Here is a 19,974-nt window from a genome sequence, read left to right on the forward strand (position 1 = left end):
TTTGTTTTTATATTGTATTTTTTTCATAAATTTGATTAGATATATAGCCAGATATTGGACTTTTTCTATTTAAAACTTCTTTATTTATAGAAAACTAAAACTTCAATAAACCATGTGTGGAATTGTTGCTTATGTAGGGCACCGCGAAGCTGCACCTATTATTATTAAAGGCCTGAAAAGATTAGAATACCGTGGGTATGACAGCGCCGGCATAGCCTTATTAAACGGACACGAACTTAATATATACAAGAAAAAAGGTAAGGTGTCAGACCTTGAAAACGAGCTGAAAGGTAAAGACCTGCATGCCACCATAGGAATAGGCCACACCCGTTGGGCCACACATGGCGAACCAAACGACGTAAACGCGCACCCGCATTATTCAACCAGCAAAAAACTGGCTATTATACATAATGGTATTATAGAAAACTACTCTGCCATTAAGCAAAGCCTTATCAACAAGGGCTATAGTTTTGATAGCGCCACCGATACTGAGGTTCTGATAAAATTTATTGAAGATATTCAAGCCAATATGGGATGCTCACTTGAAGAGGCCGTACGAATTGCACTTCGTGAGGTAGTAGGTGCGTATGCCATTGTAATTATTGATAAGGAAAACCCAACCCAACTGATAGCTGCCCGTAAGGGCAGCCCACTGGTTATTGGTGTTGGTGAAGACGAATTCTTCTTTGCATCTGATGCCACCCCTATTATTGAATACACTAAAGAAGTGGTATATCTGGAAGACCTTGAAATAGGTATTATAAAAAATAATGAGCTGGTAATTAAAAACCTGGCCAATGAAGATGTATCTCCGTATATAGAAACCGTTGAGCTGGAGCTGGAAGCCATAGAAAAAGGCGGGTATGACCACTTCATGCTTAAAGAGATATTTGAGCAGCCACGCTCAATAGCTGATTCGATGCGTGGCCGTATCAATCTGGAAAACGCCACGCTTCAATTAGGCGGCTTAAGAGATTATCTGGATAAAATTGCGGGTGCCAACCGCATTGTGATAGTGGCCTGTGGCACCTCCTGGCATGCAGGCCTGGTAGGAGAATACCTTTTTGAAGAGCTGGCACGCATAAACGTTGAGGTTGAATACGCGTCGGAGTTCAGATACCGCAACCCAATCATCAAAGAAGGAGACATTGTAATAGCTATTTCTCAATCAGGAGAAACAGCCGATACCCTGGCCGCCCTTGAGCTGGCCAAATCAAAAGGTGCCATTATTCTTGGTGTTTGCAATGTGGTGGGGTCGTCTATAGCCCGTATAACTCACGCGGGGGTTTATACCCACGCCGGCCCCGAAATTGGGGTAGCCAGCACCAAGGCTTTTACGGCTCAGGTTACTGTTCTGAGCCTGATAGCCCTAGCAACAGCCCATAAAAAAGGAACCATCAATCAGAATTTATACCGGGAGTTACTTCTGGGGCTTGATGCCATACCATCAAAAGTAGAGAAAATTCTTAAAAATGCAGAGCATATAAAAGACATATCGAAGCTATTTACCTTTGCCTCTAATTTCATATTTCTGGGCAGAGGACTGAACTTCCCCGTCGCGTTGGAAGGCGCGTTGAAACTGAAAGAGATTTCATACATTCATGCAGAAGGATACCCCGCCGCCGAAATGAAACATGGCCCAATTGCTTTAATTGATGAAGACATGCCCGTGGTATTTATAGCCACCAAAGATAATTCTTACGAGAAAATAGTATCAAACATTCAGGAAGTAAAGGCCCGTAAGGGACGTGTAATTGCCATTGTAACCGAAGGCGAAACCCAGATACCTAGAATGGTAGACTTTGTAATAGAAGTACCCAGAACCAACGACCTGCTGCTGCCATTAATAACCTCTATTCCATTGCAGTTAATATCTTATTATATTGCCGTAATGAGAGGCCGTAATGTAGACCAGCCGAGGAATCTGGCTAAGTCGGTAACGGTAGAATAAGGTATTGAATAAATCTTTAAGTAAGACCCGAACCAAAAATAAATTATAGTTTGATTATAGCTGCGCTAAAAACTATTAAGTTCGAATTAAGCTATTATTTAGTTATACCTAAAACAAATTTCATTAATCTAAGATACTTATTTAATTAAAAAATTAATTTTGTGAGTATAACATAAATAGTTATTTCGTTCAATTTTATATTAGATTTTTTAAATATGGAGGTTTTTAATTTAAAAAATAATAAAGTAGAGTTTATTGAGCTTTATCCATTCAAAGTAGAAAAAGAAATACAAGAAATAATCGAAAAAAATACGGATACATTTTTTAGACTAGAATTTGTACGTTCCGAATTTCCTATAGGAGAATTTAGAATTGATACTTTATGCTTTGATAAAGAAACAAGTTCATTTGTTTTAATTGAATACAAAAGAGGTAGTAGTTATTCTGTAATTGATCAAGGATACTCTTATCTTTCCTTGATGCTAAATAATAAAACGGAGTTTATTGTAGAATACAATGAAAGCCTAAATAGAACATTGAAAAGAGATGATGTTGATTGGACACAATCAAGAATTATATTCATTTCACAATCATTTAACGCATACCAAAAAAATAGCATAAACTTTAAGAATATGCCATTTGAGTTATGGGAGATTAAGAGATTCTATAATGAAACAATAATTCTTAATAAACATATATCTGCCTCAAAAGAGAATATTAATTCTATTAGCACTATTACAAACTCTCCAATAATTCAAAGTGTAAATAAGGAGGTATCTCAGATTGATGAAGATGCCCATACTTCAAAAACTGATAAAGAGATAGTGAATAAATGGGGAGAATTGAAATCTAAAATTCAAGAATTAGATAATACTGAATTAGTTTCAAAAAGGCAATATATAAGCCTAGTTTATAATACTAAAATCCTTTGTTACTTTAACTTTAGAAAGAATTTAATTTTAATTGAAATAATACGAGGAAATATTAATCCAGATGGAACGACATCTAAAAATTACTTCACAATAAATGACCCAGAAAAAATATCTTCTGAAGGAAGTTGGGAGTGGAAATCAGGAGTAAAAGGGACTTCATATAAAATTAAGTTAACTAATACATCAGATATTGACTATATTATGTTTTTAATTACTCAAAAATTCAAAAGTGTCGCTGGAAATAGGTATTAGCAAATTGTCGATTGACACTTAGACTACCGAATTTTATATTTAGAAAATCTCAATTTAAATTAATTAGATAAAGATAGAGTAAAAACATAAAAAAAGCAGTAATCGTCTATCAAAGAGATGATTACTGCTTAACCCCAAAACTCCAAAAAAATACAGCTCAGTTGAGCCAAAATCTTATTTGTTAAAAACTTTGACGAAGTTACTGACCAACCAGTTCTCATCAGCTTTTAATAATGAACTCATCGTGTTATTTGCAAAAACTGTAACAGTGCTGATCTCGTTCACAATCTTAAGAAACTCTTCTTTTTCAGTACTATCTGGTTTTATACCCTCTTTCAACTCTTCCATCGCCTCAATCAACGGGCCAATTTCTCTTCTGCGTCGCTCTTTGGCAATCTGCTTGGCAACTTTCCAGATATCTTTTTCTGCAATAAAATACTCTTTTCTTTCTCCGGGCAGCAGCTGTTTGTAAATCAATCCCCAATCCATCAGGTCGCGTAAGTTCATGTTTACATTTCCTCTTGAAATCTGCAGTTCTGACATTATTTCGTCCGCATTCATTGATTTGGGCGCAAGTAAAAGCAAAGAGTGTATCTGTGCCATGGTGCGGTTAATACCCCACTGCGTGGCAAGAGTACCCCAAGTATGGATAAACTTGTCTTTTGCTTCTTTTAACTCCATTGTAGCCATCCTTTTTGGTAAAACTTTTTTGCACGTAAGTCTAATTGCCTCAAAGTAAAATAACAATTTTGAATTTTCAAAATTTTCTGAAAATATTTTGAAAAATTAAAACAAAAACTCCAATCACCTAATACATTGATTCACAATTGTTTACACAACACTTGAAAGCTCAGCAATGCCCACATACGCCCGGCTGAAAGCCAGCCCATCAACTCAGCAATGAAAAACGTAACCTAATCACTGGTACAATGTGCCTTTTGCGCACAAATTAATCAACTGAAACCTATATTTTTTAAGTCATTTTCGCTTATTTCGTGCCTTAAAATATCAAAAGCACATGTTCTCTACGCAAACATATATAGAAAGACGCAACACCCTGAAACGTAGCGTTGGAAGCGGTCTGATTTTAATTATGGGCAATGAAGAAGCCCCAATGAACTACCATGATAATACGTACCGTTACCGGCAAGACAGCAATTTTCTCTATTATTTTGGCATAAGTCTGCCCAATCTGGCAGCAATTATTGATGTAGATTCAGGTGAAGAAATCATCTACGGAGATGAATTCAGCATGGACGACATCATCTGGGTTGGCCCCCAGCCTACTCTGGCAGACCAAGCACGCAGGGTAGGTGTTTACAGAACAGATGCTTATGCAAAACTGCCTGAAAAACTAAGCAAGGCAGGCAAGGTACACTTTACCCCGCCTTACAGGTACGAGAATAAATTCAAACTAAACAGCTGGTTGAATATTCCTGTAGCGCAACTCAAAGACCGGGCCTCAACAGACCTGATAAAAGCCATCGTCGGGCAGCGTTCATACAAATCTGCTGAAGAAATTGTGCAGATGGAAGAGGCCGTAAACATTACCCGCGAAATGCACCTAACCGCCATGCGCGAAACCCGGGCTGGCCGGAAGGAATTTGAAATAGCCGCCTTACTACACCAGAAAGCACTGGAGGGCGGCGGAGACCTGGCCTACCCAATCATTTTCAGTATCAATGGGCAAACATTGCATAATCATTATCATGGCAATACCATGACCGAGGGTAAACTGGCGCTGAATGATTCTGGAGCTGAAAACAGTATGTTTTATGCCGGAGACATTACGCGTACGATTCCTGTCAGTAATAGATTTACAGAACAGCAAAAAGAGATATACAATGTGGTATTGCAAATGCAATTAAAGGCAATTGAAGCCCTGAAACCCGGTGTGCTTTTCAGAGACGTTCATTTGCTTGCCAACCAAGTGCTTTTAGAAGGGCTGAGCGCTCTGGGCATTGTAAAAGGTGATATAAAAGAAATGCTCGCGCTTGGCGTGCAAGGCCTCTTTATGCCACATGGCCTGGGCCACGCCATTGGCCTGGATGTACATGATATGGAAGACCTTGGCGAAAACTTTGTTGGCTACAGAGAGGGCCTTGAGCGTAGCACACAATTGGGCTTGAAATCGCTCAGACTAGCCAAAGAACTGGAAGCAGGCTTTGTAGTTACCGTTGAACCCGGGCTGTACTTTATACCCGAGCTGATTGAAAAATGGAAAGCCGAAAACCAATTTACCGGTTTTGTGAATTACGACCGACTGGAAGCCTATAAAGACTTTGGCGGAGTACGCATAGAAGACAACTGCCTGATAACTAACACCGGCTACAAAATTTTGGGTAAACCTATACCAAAAACAGTTGAAGAGGTAGAAAATTTGAAAAATTAGTTTAAATTGAGGCACATTTCAACAAGAAGTGTGCCTCAATTTTTTATGAGCTATGAAAAAAATTATCTGCATTTTATTTTTCATTCCGCAAATGCTAGCCGCCCAGAATGTCAACTACGACGAAGCCAGAATACCTGCCTATACACTACCTGATATTCTGACAGGTATTGATAACAAAAAAATTACCTCTGCTGCACAATGGGAGGCCAACAGGCCGGCTTTGGTTCGGCTGTTTGCCGAAAATGTGTATGGCATTACGCCAGAAATAAAAAGCAGGGTAAAGTATAAAATTATTGAAACAAATAATAATGCACTTGGAGGCAAAGCCATCAGAAAACAGGTACTGATTACGTTTGAGGATTTCCCTCAATTAAACGGAATCAATTTATTGCTTTATATCCCGAAGCATATCAGAAAACCATCTGTTTTTATAGGCCTGAATTTTGAAGGAAACCACTCATTGGGTAATGACCCGGATGTACTGATTACTCAGAACTGGATGGTTGATTTTCAGAAAAACCCAGAGCATATTTTTAAAAACCGTGCGACGCTGGCATCGAGAGGCAAAGCAGTTGTAGAAACCTGGCCTGCCGAAACCATTATCAGTAAAGGTTTTGCTATGGCAACAGCCTATTATGGAGACATAGAGCCAGACCATGCAGAAGGCTGGAAAGCAGGATTGAGAGGCTGCCTGAATAAGACAGAGGAAACCGAATGGAGCGCGATGGGCGCCTGGGCATGGCAACTGAGCAGAATGCTTGACTACCTGGAAACCGATAACGACGTAAACAGCAAAAAAGCCATAGTTATTGGCCATTCAAGATTGGGCAAGGCAGCTTTCTGGGCAGCAGCACAAGACCAGCGATTTGCTGCCTTTATCTCTAACGAATCTGGCGAAGGCGGCGCTGCTTTGAAAAGAAGGTGGTACGGCGAAACGCATGAAATAATCAACAAAAACTTTCCGCACTGGTTTTCAGGTAAATACAAAACGTATGCTGGTAGCATAGATGCGCTTCCGTTTGACCAACACCAGTTGTTTGGCCTTATAGCCCCTCGGGCGGTGTATGTATCAAGCGCAGAAGGTGACCAGTGGGCTGACCCAAATGGCGAATTTCTGGCATTAAAAAATGCCGAACCTGTTTTTGCCCTCTACGGTAAAAACGGGTTGGGAGTAGATGCTCAGCCAAAAGTTGACAATCCGGTAGGAAGCGATATCAGATACCATTACAGGTCTGGGAAGCACCACATGACAGCCTATGACTGGGAACAATATTTAAAATTTGCCGCAGAAGTAGTAAACAAGCGGAAGTAAAAACGAATACCAGTATACAGGCAAAAATCAGCCCTATATATAAAATCGTCCTTTTGTCATTTTTTTTCTCTCTCTCCTTAATTTATCCCTAATATTAGGTTCAATTTCTACCTAAATAACACCTTCATTATGCAACTGGTTATTTCTAATCTCAACAAAACGTATTCCAACGGCGTGCATGCCCTGAAAGAGGTAAACCTCACCATCAATCAGGGTATGTTTGGTCTGCTTGGCCCTAATGGCGCAGGTAAATCATCACTCATGCGAACCATCGCCACCTTACAGGAACCAGACAGCGGAGAAATAAGTCTTGGAAACATCAATGTTCTGACCCAGAAAGAGGAAGTGCGTAAAACACTGGGGTATTTACCACAGGAATTTGGCGTGTACCCAAAAGTAGATGCGCTTACCCTGCTCAACCATCTGGCAGTGTTGAAAGGCATCACCAATTCGGTCGAGCGCAAAGCAGTTGTAGAGGCGCTCTTACAAAAAACCAACCTCTGGGACGCCCGCAAAAAGAACCTGGGTGGGTATTCGGGCGGTATGAAACAACGCTTTGGTATAGCGCAGGCACTATTGGCTAACCCAAAGCTGATTATTGTAGATGAACCAACTGCAGGGCTGGACCCTGCAGAGAGAAACCGTTTTCTGAACCTGTTATCAGAACTGGGCGAAAACACGGTGGTGATATTATCTACCCATATAGTAGACGATGTAAAAGAGCTTTGCTCAGACATGGCCGTATTTAATAAAGGTGAAGTGCTCTTTAAAGGCAGCCCCGACGAAGCCCTGAAATCTATTGCAGCCAAAATATGGGAAAAACGCATCAGTAAAAATGAACTGGCTGAATATAAAAGCAATTTCAGGGTGATTTCAGAAAAACTCATAGCGGGTAATCCTGTTATCCATGTTTTTGCTGACACCAACCCCGACGGCACTTTTGAAGCCATTGAAGGCGACCTTGAAGACGTTTACTTCTCTAAAATATTTGCTTAAACCTTACATAGATTATTTTTATGCTTAACGAAATACTAAGGTTTGAGTTTTCTTACAGAAAAAACCGGCCTGCCACTTATATCTATTTTGGTATTCTGTTTGTACTCTGCTTCGCTGCCGCCACCTCTAAATATGTTAGTTTTGAAGGGGTAGCCGGAGGGCAAATTAAAGAGAACTCTCCGTTTTTTCTGGCCACCATGACCATCATCATGACCTTCTTCATGACCTTCATTGCCTCGGCTATTATGGGTGTGGCAGTGCTAAGGGATTTTGAACACAAGATGGAGTCTTTGATGTTCAGCACCACGGTGTCAAAGTTTGATTATCTCTTTGGGCGTTTTCTCGGGTCTTTTCTGGTTATGGTACTGGTTTATTCAGCCATCTGGATGGCACTGATGCTGGGTTTCAGCATAGGTGAGTATTTGCCCTGGGAGCCTTCCTGGAAAGGCAAATCAATGTTACCTTTCAATGCCTGGTCTTATTTACAACCTTTTATCTATTGGGGCATTACTAATATTTTCATACAGGGCGCTATCTTTTTTGCTGCCGGGGCATTGAGCCGCTCTACAGTGGTAATTTATACGCAGGGCATCGTTTTATTTGTACTCTACCAGATTACCGACACTATACTCGGAGACATTGAGAACAAAAATCTGGCAGCTTTACTAGACCCATTCTGTTTCAGGGCATTCAATATTTATACCGAATACTGGACACCCGCTCAAAAAAACACCCTTATTGCACCATTAGAAGGGGTTCTATTATGGAACAGGCTCATTTGGGTAGGTATAGCCTTGTGCATTCTGGTTGTTACTTACTTTTCTTTCAGCTACAATGTAGTTCGTAGCAGCTGGTTCAGAAAAAAAGCGGTTAAAGAAGAGAAATCAGGTATCCGGCCCGAGGCGGTGGTTATCCCTGTCGTTCAGCAATTCGGTGGCTTTTCAACTCATTTGAAGCAACTCTGGAAAGAAGCCCTGTTTTATACCCGAATGGTTGTGCGCGAGATTCCGTTCATTGCCATTATTATGATAGGCCTTGCCGATTTGATTATCAGCTCGTTCTATTTTGAAGAAATGTATGGTACCAGCTCTTACCCCATTACAGCCAATGTAATTGGTCTCCTGAATAATTTTGACCTTTACTTCCTTATCATTGTGGTGTTTTATTCAGGCGAGCTTATCTGGAAAGAGCGGGTAACCAATATGCACCTTATTATAGATGCCACTCCGGTGCCCGACTGGGTAAATCTTTTTTCAAAGTTTGTTGGCTTGCTTATAATTTATACCGGCCTGCTATTCATTCTCATTCTTTCAGGTATTGTCATACAGGCAAGTCATGGATATTTCAATTTCGAAATCTCTCTGTATTTCAAATCGCTTTTTACCAATACCATGATATTCCTGGTGCTTTATACGCTGCTCTCGTTCTTTGTGCAGGTTATGGCACACAACAAATTTGTGGGCTTTGCCATGATGTTCGTGTTCTTTCTGGTTACGTTCTTCCTGGCGGCATCTGGTATTCAGCATCCATTGTTTTCATTCGGTAGCGGTAGCTTACGAGATTACTCCGACATGAACAAATACGGGCACTTCATTACCCGTTTTTCATGGTTAAAATTCTACTGGTTTGCTTTTGTTGCTTTTCTTTTCATAGTGGCCGTTGTGTTTTCGGTGCGTGGGTCAGAGGCCGTAATGAAAACCCGGTTGCGCGTAGGCCGATTGCGCTTAACCCGTTCAGTTGTTACGCTTGGGCTTTTTGCACTGGCTTCATTTGTTGCAGCGGGTATCTATATTTTTTATAATACGAATCAGCTGAACACCTACGAAACCCGCGAGGAAGGAGAAGAAAAAAGGGTAGCTTACGAAAAAGCACTGAAGAAATTTGAGCACTTGCCACAGCCCAAAATAATAGATGTAAACCTGAAGGTGGAGATATACCCGCAGGAGAGGAATTTTACGGCCGAGGGCTATTTCTGGTTGAAAAACAAGACATCAAAAACAATGGCCGATGTACACATACAAAATGATGAAGCCCACAAAATGAAGCTCGATTACCTGCGATTTGACGGCGGCGCCAAAGAAAACAAAACCTATGGCAAGTATGGATATACTATTTATACGCTCAACAAGCCGCTGGCACCCGGCGACTCAGTAAGGATGTCGTTTAAAACCAGATATGAAACCAAAGGTTTTGAGGCCACCGGCGGCAACACCGATATTGTTTATAATGGTACGTTTTTTAATAACCTTTATTTTCCAACCATCGGGTATTCGGGCGAGTACGAACTAAGCGACGATGACACAAGACGGAAGCACAAACTACCAGAGAAAGAACGCATGATGGAGCAGAGTAATCCGGTGGGTTTATCGCAGAGCCTTTTTGGTGATGATGCCGACTATATTCGCTTTGAAATGGTAATTGGAACCGAAAAAGACCAGACAGCCATTGCACCGGGGTATCTGCAAAAAACCTGGAACGAAAACGACCGTAAGTATTTCCACTACAAAATGGATGTGCCTATGTGTAATTTCTATTCTATTGTATCGGCGAGATATGAGGTTAAAAAAGATAAATGGAAGAATGTTGACCTGGAGATATACTATAACAAAGGGCATGAGTATAACCTTGACAAGATGATGGCTTCTATGAAATCATCATTTGATTATTTCAGCAAGCATTTCAGCCCTTATCAATACCGCCAGATGCGCATTATGGAGTTTCCGCGTTATTCAGAATTTGCTCAGTCTTTTGCCAATACTGTTCCATTCTCTGAGGGTATCGGCTTTATTCAGAAAGTAGACAAACCCGAAGAAGACCTGGATATGCCTTTTTACGTAACAGCGCATGAGCTGGGACACCAGTGGTGGGGGCATCAGGTGGCAGAAGCCAACGTGAAAGGCAATGCCATGTTATCAGAAACACAGGCGCAGTATTCGGCATTAATGGTCATGAAACATGCTGTAACGCCAGAAATTATGCAGAAATTTTTGAAATATGAATTAAACAGCTACCTGAGAGGCCGGGCAACCGAACGCAAAAAAGAACAACCTTTGAATATGGTAGAGAGCCAGGGATACATTCATTACCGGAAAGGCTCAGTTGTGATGTTTGCCTTGCAGGATTACATTGGAGAAGAAAAGGTAAATGCGGCTTTACGAAACTTCCTTGCCGAATGGCAGTATCCGGGTCCTGACTCAAAAAATAAAAGATACCCTACCAGCAACGATTTACTGAAATACTTTAAAGACCAAACGCCTGATTCGTTAAAGAATATTATTCATGATATGTTTGAAACCATCACTTTGTTTGAGAACAAAGTTGAGCAGGTAGAGTACAAGCCTCTGAAAAACAAGACTTTTGAGATAAAAATCACATCAACCAACGAGAAATTCAGGGCAGACAGCTCAGGTAACGAAGCGCCGGTTGCCATTAACGACTGGATTGATGTAGGTGTGTACGGTAAAGGCAAAGACGGCAAAGAAAAGCTGCTTTACCTGAAAAAACATAAAGTAACGCAGAAGAAAAACACTTTTACCATCATTGTAAAAGAAGAACCTGTAAAAGCGGGCGTTGACCCCATTAACAAGCTGATAGACCGGCACGCTGAAGACAACACCAAAGCTGCCGAAAAATCAGAAGGCGCTTAAAATTTACCAGGGGGCTAACGATTAGCCCCCTTTTTTATGGAAATTTTTCTTAAAATGTGTTCATTTCAATAAAATTTGTTTAATTCACACCCTGACTATAAAAAAGTATTACTAATGCAAAATTTACAGGTTAAATAATAACTAAACTTTGTATTTAAGACAATCAATACACCTAAACACAATATGTTACTACTTAGCAGCATCTTCAGTATCAATCATAATTTTAAAATTGTGTGTCAATAGCAGGTTTACTGTATTTTAATAAGATACTTTCAAATTAATTTTAATCAACATTCTATCCCCGTTTACAATGAGTATCAGGTTCAGATTAATCATTATGAATTTCCTCCAGTTTTTTATATGGGCTTGCTGGCTCATTACAATCGGGAGCTACTGGTTTAATAATAAACACTGGTCAGGTGCAGAATTCGGAGCCATTTTTTCAACAATGGGTATTGCCTCGTTATTTATGCCTACACTTACTGGCATTATTGCCGACAAGTGGGTTAGCGCCGAAAAACTATATGGTATCCTGCATTTATTAGGGGCTGCTGCGCTGGTATATATTCCTGAAGTAAACAACCCCGGCGATTTCTTCTGGGCTATTTTGCTGGTGGTTATTTTTTATATGCCCACCATTGCACTGGCCAACTCTATCGCTTATACTATTCTGAACAATAAACAAAACGATATCGTAAACGACTTCCCCCCTATTCGTGTTTGGGGCACTGTGGGTTTTGTGGTGGCTTTGTGGGTTATCAGCTTAACGGGTAACGAAACATCGCACAATCAGTTTTACATAGCAGCCGCAGCGGCGGTAGTATTAGGTATCTATTCATTCACTCTACCTAATTGCCCTCCATTGGCTCGTGAATCAGATAAAAAGACATTTGCCGAAACTTTGGGTCTGAACGCCTTCTTTTTGTTTAAAGACGTAAAAATTGCTATGTTCTTTATATTTTCTATGTTTCTGGGAGCCTCCTTGCAATTAACTAACGCTTACGGTGACACCTTCCTGCATGACTTTGCAGGAGTTACCGAATATAAAGACGCCATAGCCGTTAAGTACCCGGCTATTATTATGTCAATATCGCAGATTTCAGAGACACTATTCATTCTGGCTATTCCGTTCTTTCTGAAAAGATTTGGTATTAAGCAGGTAATGCTCTTCAGTATGTTTGCCTGGGTATTGCGCTTTGGTTTACTGGCTTATGGGAATCCGGGTAATGGCCTTTGGATGATCATTCTGTCTTGTATCGTGTACGGCATGGCCTTCGACTTCTTCAATATCTCGGGGTCGTTATTTATTGAAACCTACACAAGCCCCAAAATTCGCGCCAGCGCACAAGGATTGTTTATGATGATGGTCAATGGTTTCGGTGCCATTTCAGGCAGTTTAATCAGCGGGTTTATTATTCAGCAATATTTCACTTTGCCCGATGGCACTAAAAAATGGCCCGGCATCTGGCTTACCTTTGCTATCTATTCGTTAATAGTTGCCCTTCTGTTTGCGATATTGTTTAAACACAAGCACGAAAAAAATGCGGCAGATGTAAAGATTAATCACTAAGCCAAAACGAAGAAAGCTGCAAATGTCTGCAGCTTTCTTCGTTTTATATATATCCTATCTCCTATTTCCGCGAAAATATAAAAAGGCCAACAAAGGTTATCAATCCATTCAGCATCAGCTTTGAGAAGCCGAACTCAAACGAAAATACATTCATGCTGATTTCTTCCAGAATGTAGGTCAGAAACGGAGACGCCACACATACAAACGGTACGAATCTGTCAATCACCGGGCGTTTCATGTATAAACCAAAAGCAAATAGCCCTAGCAGCGGCCCATAAGTATAGCCTGCAATATTAAATACGGCCGAAATTACCTCCTGACTGTTCAAAGCCTTGAACACCACAATCACTATAATAAACACAACCGTAAAACCAATGTGTACCCAGTGTTTTAGTCTTTGTCTTTCTTTTTCAGAGCGATTCTCGAATTTCAGAAAGTCGACACAGAAAGAAGTGGTAAGGGCTGTAAGCGCTGAGTCAGAACTTGCATAAGTAGCAGCCGTAATACCCAACAAAAAGGTTACAGCAGCAAAAGTACCAAAATGGTTACCTAAGGCAAGCGAAGGGTATAAATCATCCGTTTTGGCAGGTATAGGCAAGCCCATTTTCTCTGAATAGAAATAAAGCAAAACGCCCAGACTCAGGAACAAAAGATTCACAAACACCAGCACCACATAAAACCAGAACATATTCTTTTGGGCCTCGCCAATGCTTTTGCAGGTAAGGTTTTTCTGCATCAGGTCCTGGTCCAGTCCTGTCATGGTCATGGCAATAAACGCACCAGATAGAAAATCTTTTACAAAGTGGTGTTTATTGGCCCAGTCCCACACAAATATTTTAGAATAAGGGCTATCCGTAATGGTAGTCAGTAGTTCTCCTCCGGTCAGGTTCAGTTGTTTGGCTATCAGATAGATAGTCATTACCAGAGCAGCCAGCAAGAAGAAAGTCTGCAAGGTATCCGTTATAATAATGGTTTTTACGCCACCCTTAAATGTATATACAAAAATAAGGCTCATGGCTATTACCACTGTCAGTTCAAAAGGTACGCCCAGGTCTTCAAAAATAGCCAGTTGCAATACCTGTACTGCCACGTACATGCGTACTGCTGAACCAACGGTGCGAGAAAGCAGAAAGAACGCAGAGCCGGTTTTGTATGACCAGAACCCAAAGCGTTTTTCGAGATAGCCGTAGATAGAAATCAGGTTTAGCTTATAATACATGGGCATCAGTATGGTGGCAATTACCCAATAACCCACCGCATAACCCAGCACAACCTGGAAGTAAGAAAACTGGATTTTACCCACCGCACCGGGAACAGAAACGAACGTTACGCCCGAAATTGATGTTCCTATCATACCAAAGGCAACTAAGTACCATGGCGATTGCCGGTTGGCGGTAAAAAAAGTATTGGTGTCGGCCCCTTTGGCTGTGTAGACAGAAATGATTATCAGAACCAGAAAATAAATAACAAGAATGGTCAGGGCAAGCGTAGAACTCATTGTACCGGGGTTTTCTGTTTGTGTCAATTTGATTCAAATATCAAAACTTTTTTTGCCATAACAAAACTGCTCTTTTCAAAGAATGAATTATATTAGCATAAAAATAGCCGGAAACTGAGCATTTCCGGCAGATGTATTTGTTTAGCTGTTGATTGTATATTCAATATTCAAAGTGTTTCATTAAATTTAGTAAAGTTTTTAGAAATGACACCATTACCGAATCCGGAGGTTGAAATCATTGAGGAAGTTGTAGAGGATATTGCAAGTATTAAACTATGGGAGCTGGTTGTGTTTAATGACGATTTTAATACCTTCGACCACGTGATAGAAACTTTAATTGATGTTTGTCATCATTCGCCCGAACAGGCCGAGCAATGCACACTTATTATACACTATAAAGGGCAATGTGCCGTAAAAACCGGTGATTTTGAAGAGTTGGTTGCTATGAGAAATGAAATTTGCAGAAGAGAGATTTCGGCTGAAGTAATGCTGAAATAAAGTATTTTACCCAACATTAAATCCGGTACAATCTTATTCGTTACAACAAAAGGCTTTATTGCATTGAATTTCCCCTCAAAATTAATAGAAGACGCTGTCGTTGAAATCTCAAAGCTTCCCGGTATTGGAAAAAAATCTGCCTTGAGACTGGTTTTGCATTTACTGAAAAGAGAAGAAGCGCAAACACAGTTACTGGCTGACGCACTGGTTGCCATGCGTACGCAAACCACCTATTGCCGCCAGTGCCACAACATATCAGACCAGGAACTTTGCCAGATATGCAGCTCAACACGTCGCGACCGCCAGATAATTTGCGTGGTTGAAGACACCCGCGACGTGCTGGCTGTTGAAAACACCGCCCAATACAGAGGCCTGTATCATGTGCTGGGGGGCATCATCTCGCCTATGATGGGCATAGGGCCCAACGACCTGCACATAGACTCCCTCTTAAAAAGATTAGAACATACAGATGAAACAGAAAAGGTACAGGAAGTGATTCTGGCACTAAGCCCGACTATGGAGGGCGATACTACCGCTTTTTATCTGCAGAAAAAACTAAGGGCATTTCCGGTTAAAATCAGCACCATTGCGCGGGGCATACCCATTGGCGGTGACCTGGAATATACCGACGAAGTAACCCTGGGCAGAAGTATTCTGAGCCGCATAGCTTATGAATAAAACGAATGCCTGTGCGTATGACCTTAATTTAGTTGCAAGCATGACAACCTCCGAAACCCCAATAGCCCTGCCTAAGCCCAGCCGTATACCACGTGTTAAAATCTGCTGCATCAGTTCTGTTCAGGAGGCTCAGGAGGCCATCAGTTTCGGAGCGTCGGCACTAGGCCTTGTGGCTAAAATGCCCAGCGGCCCCGGCCCTATTCCGGACGACTTAATCCGTGAAATTGTGGCCGCAATCCCGCCACCGATAGCCTCTTTTTTATTAACCAGCCGCACAGGCAGTAAAGCCATTATTGAACACCAGAGAGCCGTCAATAGTAATGTAATACAGATAGTTGATGCCCTTGAAGATGGCATTTATGAAGACTTCAGGGTTGAAATACCATCTGTAAAAATTGTGCAGGTTATACATGTAATTGATGAAAGCACGATTGATGAGGCACTGGCTATTGCCGAAAAGGTAGATGCGCTTCTGTTAGACTCCGGCAATCCGAATCTGTCAGTAAAAGAATTAGGTGGCACCGGCCGTGTACACAACTGGGATGTAAGCCGGAAAATCGTAGAGCAGTCGCGGGTGCCGGTATTTCTGGCAGGTGGGCTGAACGCCACCAACGTAAGAGCAGCCATTGACCGTGTACAGCCTTATGGTTTAGATTTGTGCAGTGGCGTGAGAACAAACGGTAGTCTTGATTTGTTTAAACTGGAAACATTTTTTAATGAAGTTAATAAGATTTAAGTTTTTATATTTACGAACCGAAATTCAAAAAAGATTCTTTTACCATAAATCCCTGCATAAACCATGAACAGAAAAGATTTCATCAAAGCAATCGTCGGAAGCTCCTTTTTATTAAAAATGGGTGATGTTTTTGCAAAACCTGTCAGCTTTGAAGGCATGTACACCCTGGCGCCGCTTCCTTATGCCAACGATGCGCTTGAACCCCATATAGATAAGCTAACCATGGAGATTCATCATGACCGCCACCATAAGGCTTATGTAGACAACCTGAATAAGGCTATTGCCGGCACCCCGCTTGAAAAAACACCCCTTACTGATATATTGAAAGATATAAGCAAGCATCCGGTAGCGGTAAGAAACAACGGTGGCGGACACTGGAATCATACCTTTTTCTGGCAGATTCTCGGCCCGAATGCTGGTGGCGCTCCTACCGGTAAACTAGCGGCTGCTATTAACAGCTCTTTTGGCAGTTTCGACAAATTCAAAGAAGAATTTGCCAAAGCAGCTACTACCCGTTTTGGTTCGGGCTGGGCCTGGTTAATTGTAGATACCAATAAAAAACTAAAGATTACCTCAACGCCTAATCAGGATAATCCGCTGATGGACGTAGCACCAGACAAGGGCACACCCGTATTGGCCATTGATGTTTGGGAGCATGCCTATTATCTTAAATACCAGAATAAGCGTGCCGATTATATTAACGCTTTCTGGAATGTAGTGAACTGGAAAAAGGTAAGCGAAAATTTTGAAGCAGCCTGATAAAAAGACATTTCGTACCATTACCCAAAAAAGGATTTACGCACCGTAAGTCCTTTTTTGCTTATTAATAGGCAATATTTTGCTATATTTGCATTAAAATAATGCTTTCTGAATTGATTCCCATGAATGACGAAAATCCGGAATATGATCCGCTTCACCAAAAAGAAGTTATCGATGATATGTTCGAGAGCTGGTTTCTCGACTATGCTTCTTATGTAATTCTGGAGCGAGCCGTACCGGCCATTGAAGACGGGCTTAAGCCTGTGCAACGCCGTGTAATGCACGCCCTGAAAGAAATGGACGATGGCCGCTTCAACAAAGTGGCTAACGTAATTGGCTCTACCATGCAGTTTCACCCTCATGGAGACGCCTCCATCGGTGATGCCATTGTTTCTTTAGGCCAAAAAAACCTTCTGCTAGACACCCAGGGTAACTGGGGTGATATCCGCACCGGCGACGGCGCTGCTGCTCCGCGTTACATTGAGGTAAGGCTATCCAAATTTGCCAACGATGTACTCTTCAATGAAGATACCACCGAATGGCAGATGTCTTATGACGGCCGGAAACGCGAGCCAATCAACCTGCCATCTAAATTTCCTTTGCTGCTGGTGCAGGGCGTAGAAGGTATTGCGGTAGGTCTTTCTACCAAAATACTTCCACATAATTTTGTAGAAGTGTGCGAGGCCGCCATGGCGTATCTCAGAAAAGAGCCGTTTCAGATATACCCTGACTTTCTGACGGGTGGTATGATAGACATAACCAACTACAATGACGGTTTGCGCGGTGGTAAGGTAAAAGTAAGAGCCAAGATTTCAGAGGCCGATAAAAAGACCTTAATTATTAATGAAATACCTTATGGTACAACCACTACGTCGCTCATTGACTCTATCATCAAAGCCAATGATACCGGCAAAATAAAGATAAAGAAGGTAGAAGATAACACCGCCAAAGAAGTATCAATCATTGTGCATCTGGCGCCGAATACATCGCCGGACATTACGATTGACGCCCTGTATGCCTTTACAGAGTGCGAGGTTTCCATTTCGCCCAATGCCTGCGTTATTATTGAGGAAAAACCTCATTTTGTAACCGTTAGTGAGATTCTGCGCCTGGCTACACAGCAAACCATGCACCTGCTGAAACGAGAGTTGGAGATAAGGAAGCATGAACTGAAAGAGAAATTATTATACAGCTCGTTAGAAAAAATATTCATTGAAAACCGAATATACCGCGACATTGAAGAGTGCGAAACCTTTGAAGCCGTTATAGAAACAATTGATAGAGGGCTTGAACCGTTTAAGAAAGATTTTTATCGCGAAATTGTCGAGGAAGACATCCTGCGTTTGTGTGAAATCAAAATCAAGCGTATCTCTAAATATGACTCATTCAAGGCCGATGAACTGATGCGTCGCCTGGAGCAGGAATTGGCAGAAGTAGAAGACAACCTGCAGAATCTGGTGCGCTATACCATTGATTTCTACAAAGAAATTCTTCGCAAATACGGAAAAGGTCGTGAGCGTAAAACTGAAATCCGACAATTTGATGCCGTACAGGCCACAGTAGTAGCCGCCAATAATCAGAAACTATATATAGACCGTGAAGGCGGCTTTATAGGCTATGGGCTTAAAAAAGATGAGTATGTGATGGACTGCTCAGATATTGACGACATCATTGCTTTCAAGCGAGACGGCAAGTATATTATCACCAAAATTCAGGATAAAGTCTTTGTAGGTAAAGACATCATCTATTGCTCGGTGTTCCGCAAAAATGATGAACGAAAAATCTACAATGTAGTTTATGTAGATGCCAAGTCGGGCACCTCTTACGCCAAGCGCTTCTTTGTGTCGGGCATTACGCGAGACAAAGAATACGACCTGACGATGGGGAATCCGAAATCGAAAATTCTATACTTTACAGCCAATGACAACGGCGAAGCAGAAATTGTAACCGTTAACCTGACGGCCAACTCAACTGCTAAAAAGAAACAATTCGAGTGGGATTTCTCGGCTCTGGCCATCAAGAACCGGAATTCGATGGGCAATGTGCTTACCAAGTTTCCGGTCAGAAAAATTATCATGAAATCGGCCGGAAAATCAACCCTGGGTGGTGTAGACATCTGGTTTGATGCCGTAATAGGTAAGCTGAATCGCGACGAGCATGGATTATATCTGGGCAATTTTGGTTCGGAAGACCGCATACTCGTACTTTATAAAGACGGACAGTATGAATTGACCAACTTTGAATTGACTAATCGATACGAACCAAAAGAAATTGCCGAAGTGGTAAAATTCTCGCCAGAGCGCATCATCTCTTGTCTGTATTTTGATGGCGAGCATAAAACCTATTACATTAAGCGCTTCAAGATTGAAACCACAACCATAGATAAGAAATTCTTGTTTATTACAGACACCAAAAACTCGCGTATGCTGGCGGTAAGTGTCGACAAGCACCCGAGGATACAGGTTAAAACCAAGGCAGATAAAAAATCGCCTGCTGAAAGCCAGACCATTCTGGTAGATGAGTTTGTTGAAGTAAGAGGCTGGAAAGCCATTGGTCAGAAACTGAACGTATTTGAAATACTGGATGTACAAATGCTTGAGCCAAAACCTGAAGAGGTGGAAGTGAAGCAGGAAGTGGCCGAAGAAACCAATACACAAACAGAGGCCGATGCCACTGAGAATACCGATGATAATGACGGGCAACTGGCATTGTTTTAACCGCAGGTAACTATAATTTAATGATACAAATGGGGG

Annotated in this window: 14 protein-coding genes; 12 read left to right on the forward strand and 2 right to left on the reverse strand. The window is 41.4% G+C overall.

Going from position 1 to position 19,974, the window contains the following annotated elements; translation table 11 throughout:
• Positions 1-112: 112 nt before the first annotated feature.
• The gene (gene glmS, locus C0V77_RS04335; RefSeq protein ID WP_101725116.1) at positions 113-1,951 is read left to right on the forward strand and encodes a glutamine--fructose-6-phosphate transaminase (isomerizing); all 1,839 of its coding nucleotides are present in this window, start codon (positions 113-115) and stop codon (positions 1,949-1,951) included.
• A gap of 215 nt (positions 1,952-2,166) precedes the next feature.
• Positions 2,167-3,135 (forward strand): hypothetical protein, encoded by a 969-nt coding sequence (locus tag C0V77_RS04340; protein ID WP_101725117.1) that lies wholly within the window; start codon positions 2,167-2,169, stop codon positions 3,133-3,135.
• Between the two features lie 174 nt (positions 3,136-3,309).
• Here C0V77_RS04340 and C0V77_RS04345 read toward each other — a convergent pair whose 3' ends face one another.
• Entirely contained in the window at positions 3,310-3,816 is a 507-nt protein-coding gene (locus tag C0V77_RS04345; RefSeq protein WP_173830520.1) for a GbsR/MarR family transcriptional regulator, read from the reverse strand.
• A gap of 337 nt (positions 3,817-4,153) precedes the next feature.
• On the opposite strand from C0V77_RS04345, the gene C0V77_RS04350 reads away from it, so the two are divergent.
• The 5 genes from C0V77_RS04350 (at position 4,154) to C0V77_RS04370 (ending at position 13,052) form a co-directional block, all read left to right on the forward strand.
• Positions 4,154-5,527 (forward strand): aminopeptidase P family protein, encoded by a 1,374-nt coding sequence (locus C0V77_RS04350; protein ID WP_101725119.1) that lies wholly within the window; start codon positions 4,154-4,156, stop codon positions 5,525-5,527.
• 52 nt (positions 5,528-5,579) lie between these two features.
• Positions 5,580-6,839 (forward strand): acetylxylan esterase, encoded by a 1,260-nt coding sequence (locus C0V77_RS04355; protein ID WP_101725120.1) that lies wholly within the window; start codon positions 5,580-5,582, stop codon positions 6,837-6,839.
• 129 nt (positions 6,840-6,968) lie between these two features.
• Positions 6,969-7,835, forward strand: coding sequence for an ABC transporter ATP-binding protein (locus tag C0V77_RS04360; protein WP_101725121.1), 867 nt, complete (start codon positions 6,969-6,971; stop codon positions 7,833-7,835).
• A gap of 20 nt (positions 7,836-7,855) precedes the next feature.
• Positions 7,856-11,482, forward strand: a complete 3,627-nt coding sequence (locus C0V77_RS04365; RefSeq protein ID WP_101725122.1) for a M1 family aminopeptidase — start codon at positions 7,856-7,858, stop codon at positions 11,480-11,482.
• 310 nt (positions 11,483-11,792) lie between these two features.
• The gene (locus C0V77_RS04370; protein ID WP_101725123.1) at positions 11,793-13,052 is read left to right on the forward strand and encodes a nucleoside permease; all 1,260 of its coding nucleotides are present in this window, start codon (positions 11,793-11,795) and stop codon (positions 13,050-13,052) included.
• A 61-nt stretch (positions 13,053-13,113) separates the two neighbouring features.
• On the opposite strand, the gene C0V77_RS04375 is transcribed toward C0V77_RS04370, so the two are convergent.
• Positions 13,114-14,550 carry a sodium:solute symporter gene (locus tag C0V77_RS04375; RefSeq protein WP_101725124.1) on the reverse strand — a complete coding sequence of 479 codons (1,437 nt, stop codon included), beginning with the start codon at positions 14,548-14,550 and terminating at the stop codon, positions 13,114-13,116.
• A gap of 204 nt (positions 14,551-14,754) precedes the next feature.
• Between C0V77_RS04375 and C0V77_RS04380 the strand changes: the two genes are divergently transcribed.
• The 5 genes from C0V77_RS04380 to C0V77_RS04400 all read left to right on the forward strand — a co-directional run bounded on the left by C0V77_RS04380 (position 14,755) and on the right by C0V77_RS04400 (position 19,938).
• Entirely contained in the window at positions 14,755-15,048 is a 294-nt protein-coding gene (locus tag C0V77_RS04380; RefSeq protein ID WP_101725125.1) for an ATP-dependent Clp protease adaptor ClpS, read from the forward strand.
• Between the two features lie 63 nt (positions 15,049-15,111).
• Positions 15,112-15,726 carry a recombination mediator RecR gene (gene recR / locus C0V77_RS04385; protein WP_101725126.1) on the forward strand — a complete coding sequence of 205 codons (615 nt, stop codon included), beginning with the start codon at positions 15,112-15,114 and terminating at the stop codon, positions 15,724-15,726.
• 40 nt (positions 15,727-15,766) lie between these two features.
• Positions 15,767-16,462 carry a phosphoribosylanthranilate isomerase gene (locus C0V77_RS04390; RefSeq protein WP_101725481.1) on the forward strand — a complete coding sequence of 232 codons (696 nt, stop codon included), beginning with the start codon at positions 15,767-15,769 and terminating at the stop codon, positions 16,460-16,462.
• Between the two features lie 63 nt (positions 16,463-16,525).
• A complete protein-coding gene (locus tag C0V77_RS04395) occupies positions 16,526-17,221 on the forward strand; it encodes a superoxide dismutase (RefSeq protein WP_101725127.1) in 696 nt (231 codons plus the stop codon).
• Between the two features lie 101 nt (positions 17,222-17,322).
• Positions 17,323-19,938: a DNA gyrase/topoisomerase IV subunit A gene (locus C0V77_RS04400; RefSeq protein ID WP_101725128.1), complete on the forward strand. Its 2,616-nt coding sequence runs from the start codon at positions 17,323-17,325 to the stop codon at positions 19,936-19,938.
• Positions 19,939-19,974: the final 36 nt, after the last annotated feature.

The organism is Emticicia sp. TH156 (assembly GCF_002855535.1).
Lineage (GTDB): Bacteria > Bacteroidota > Bacteroidia > Cytophagales > Spirosomataceae > Emticicia > Emticicia fluvialis.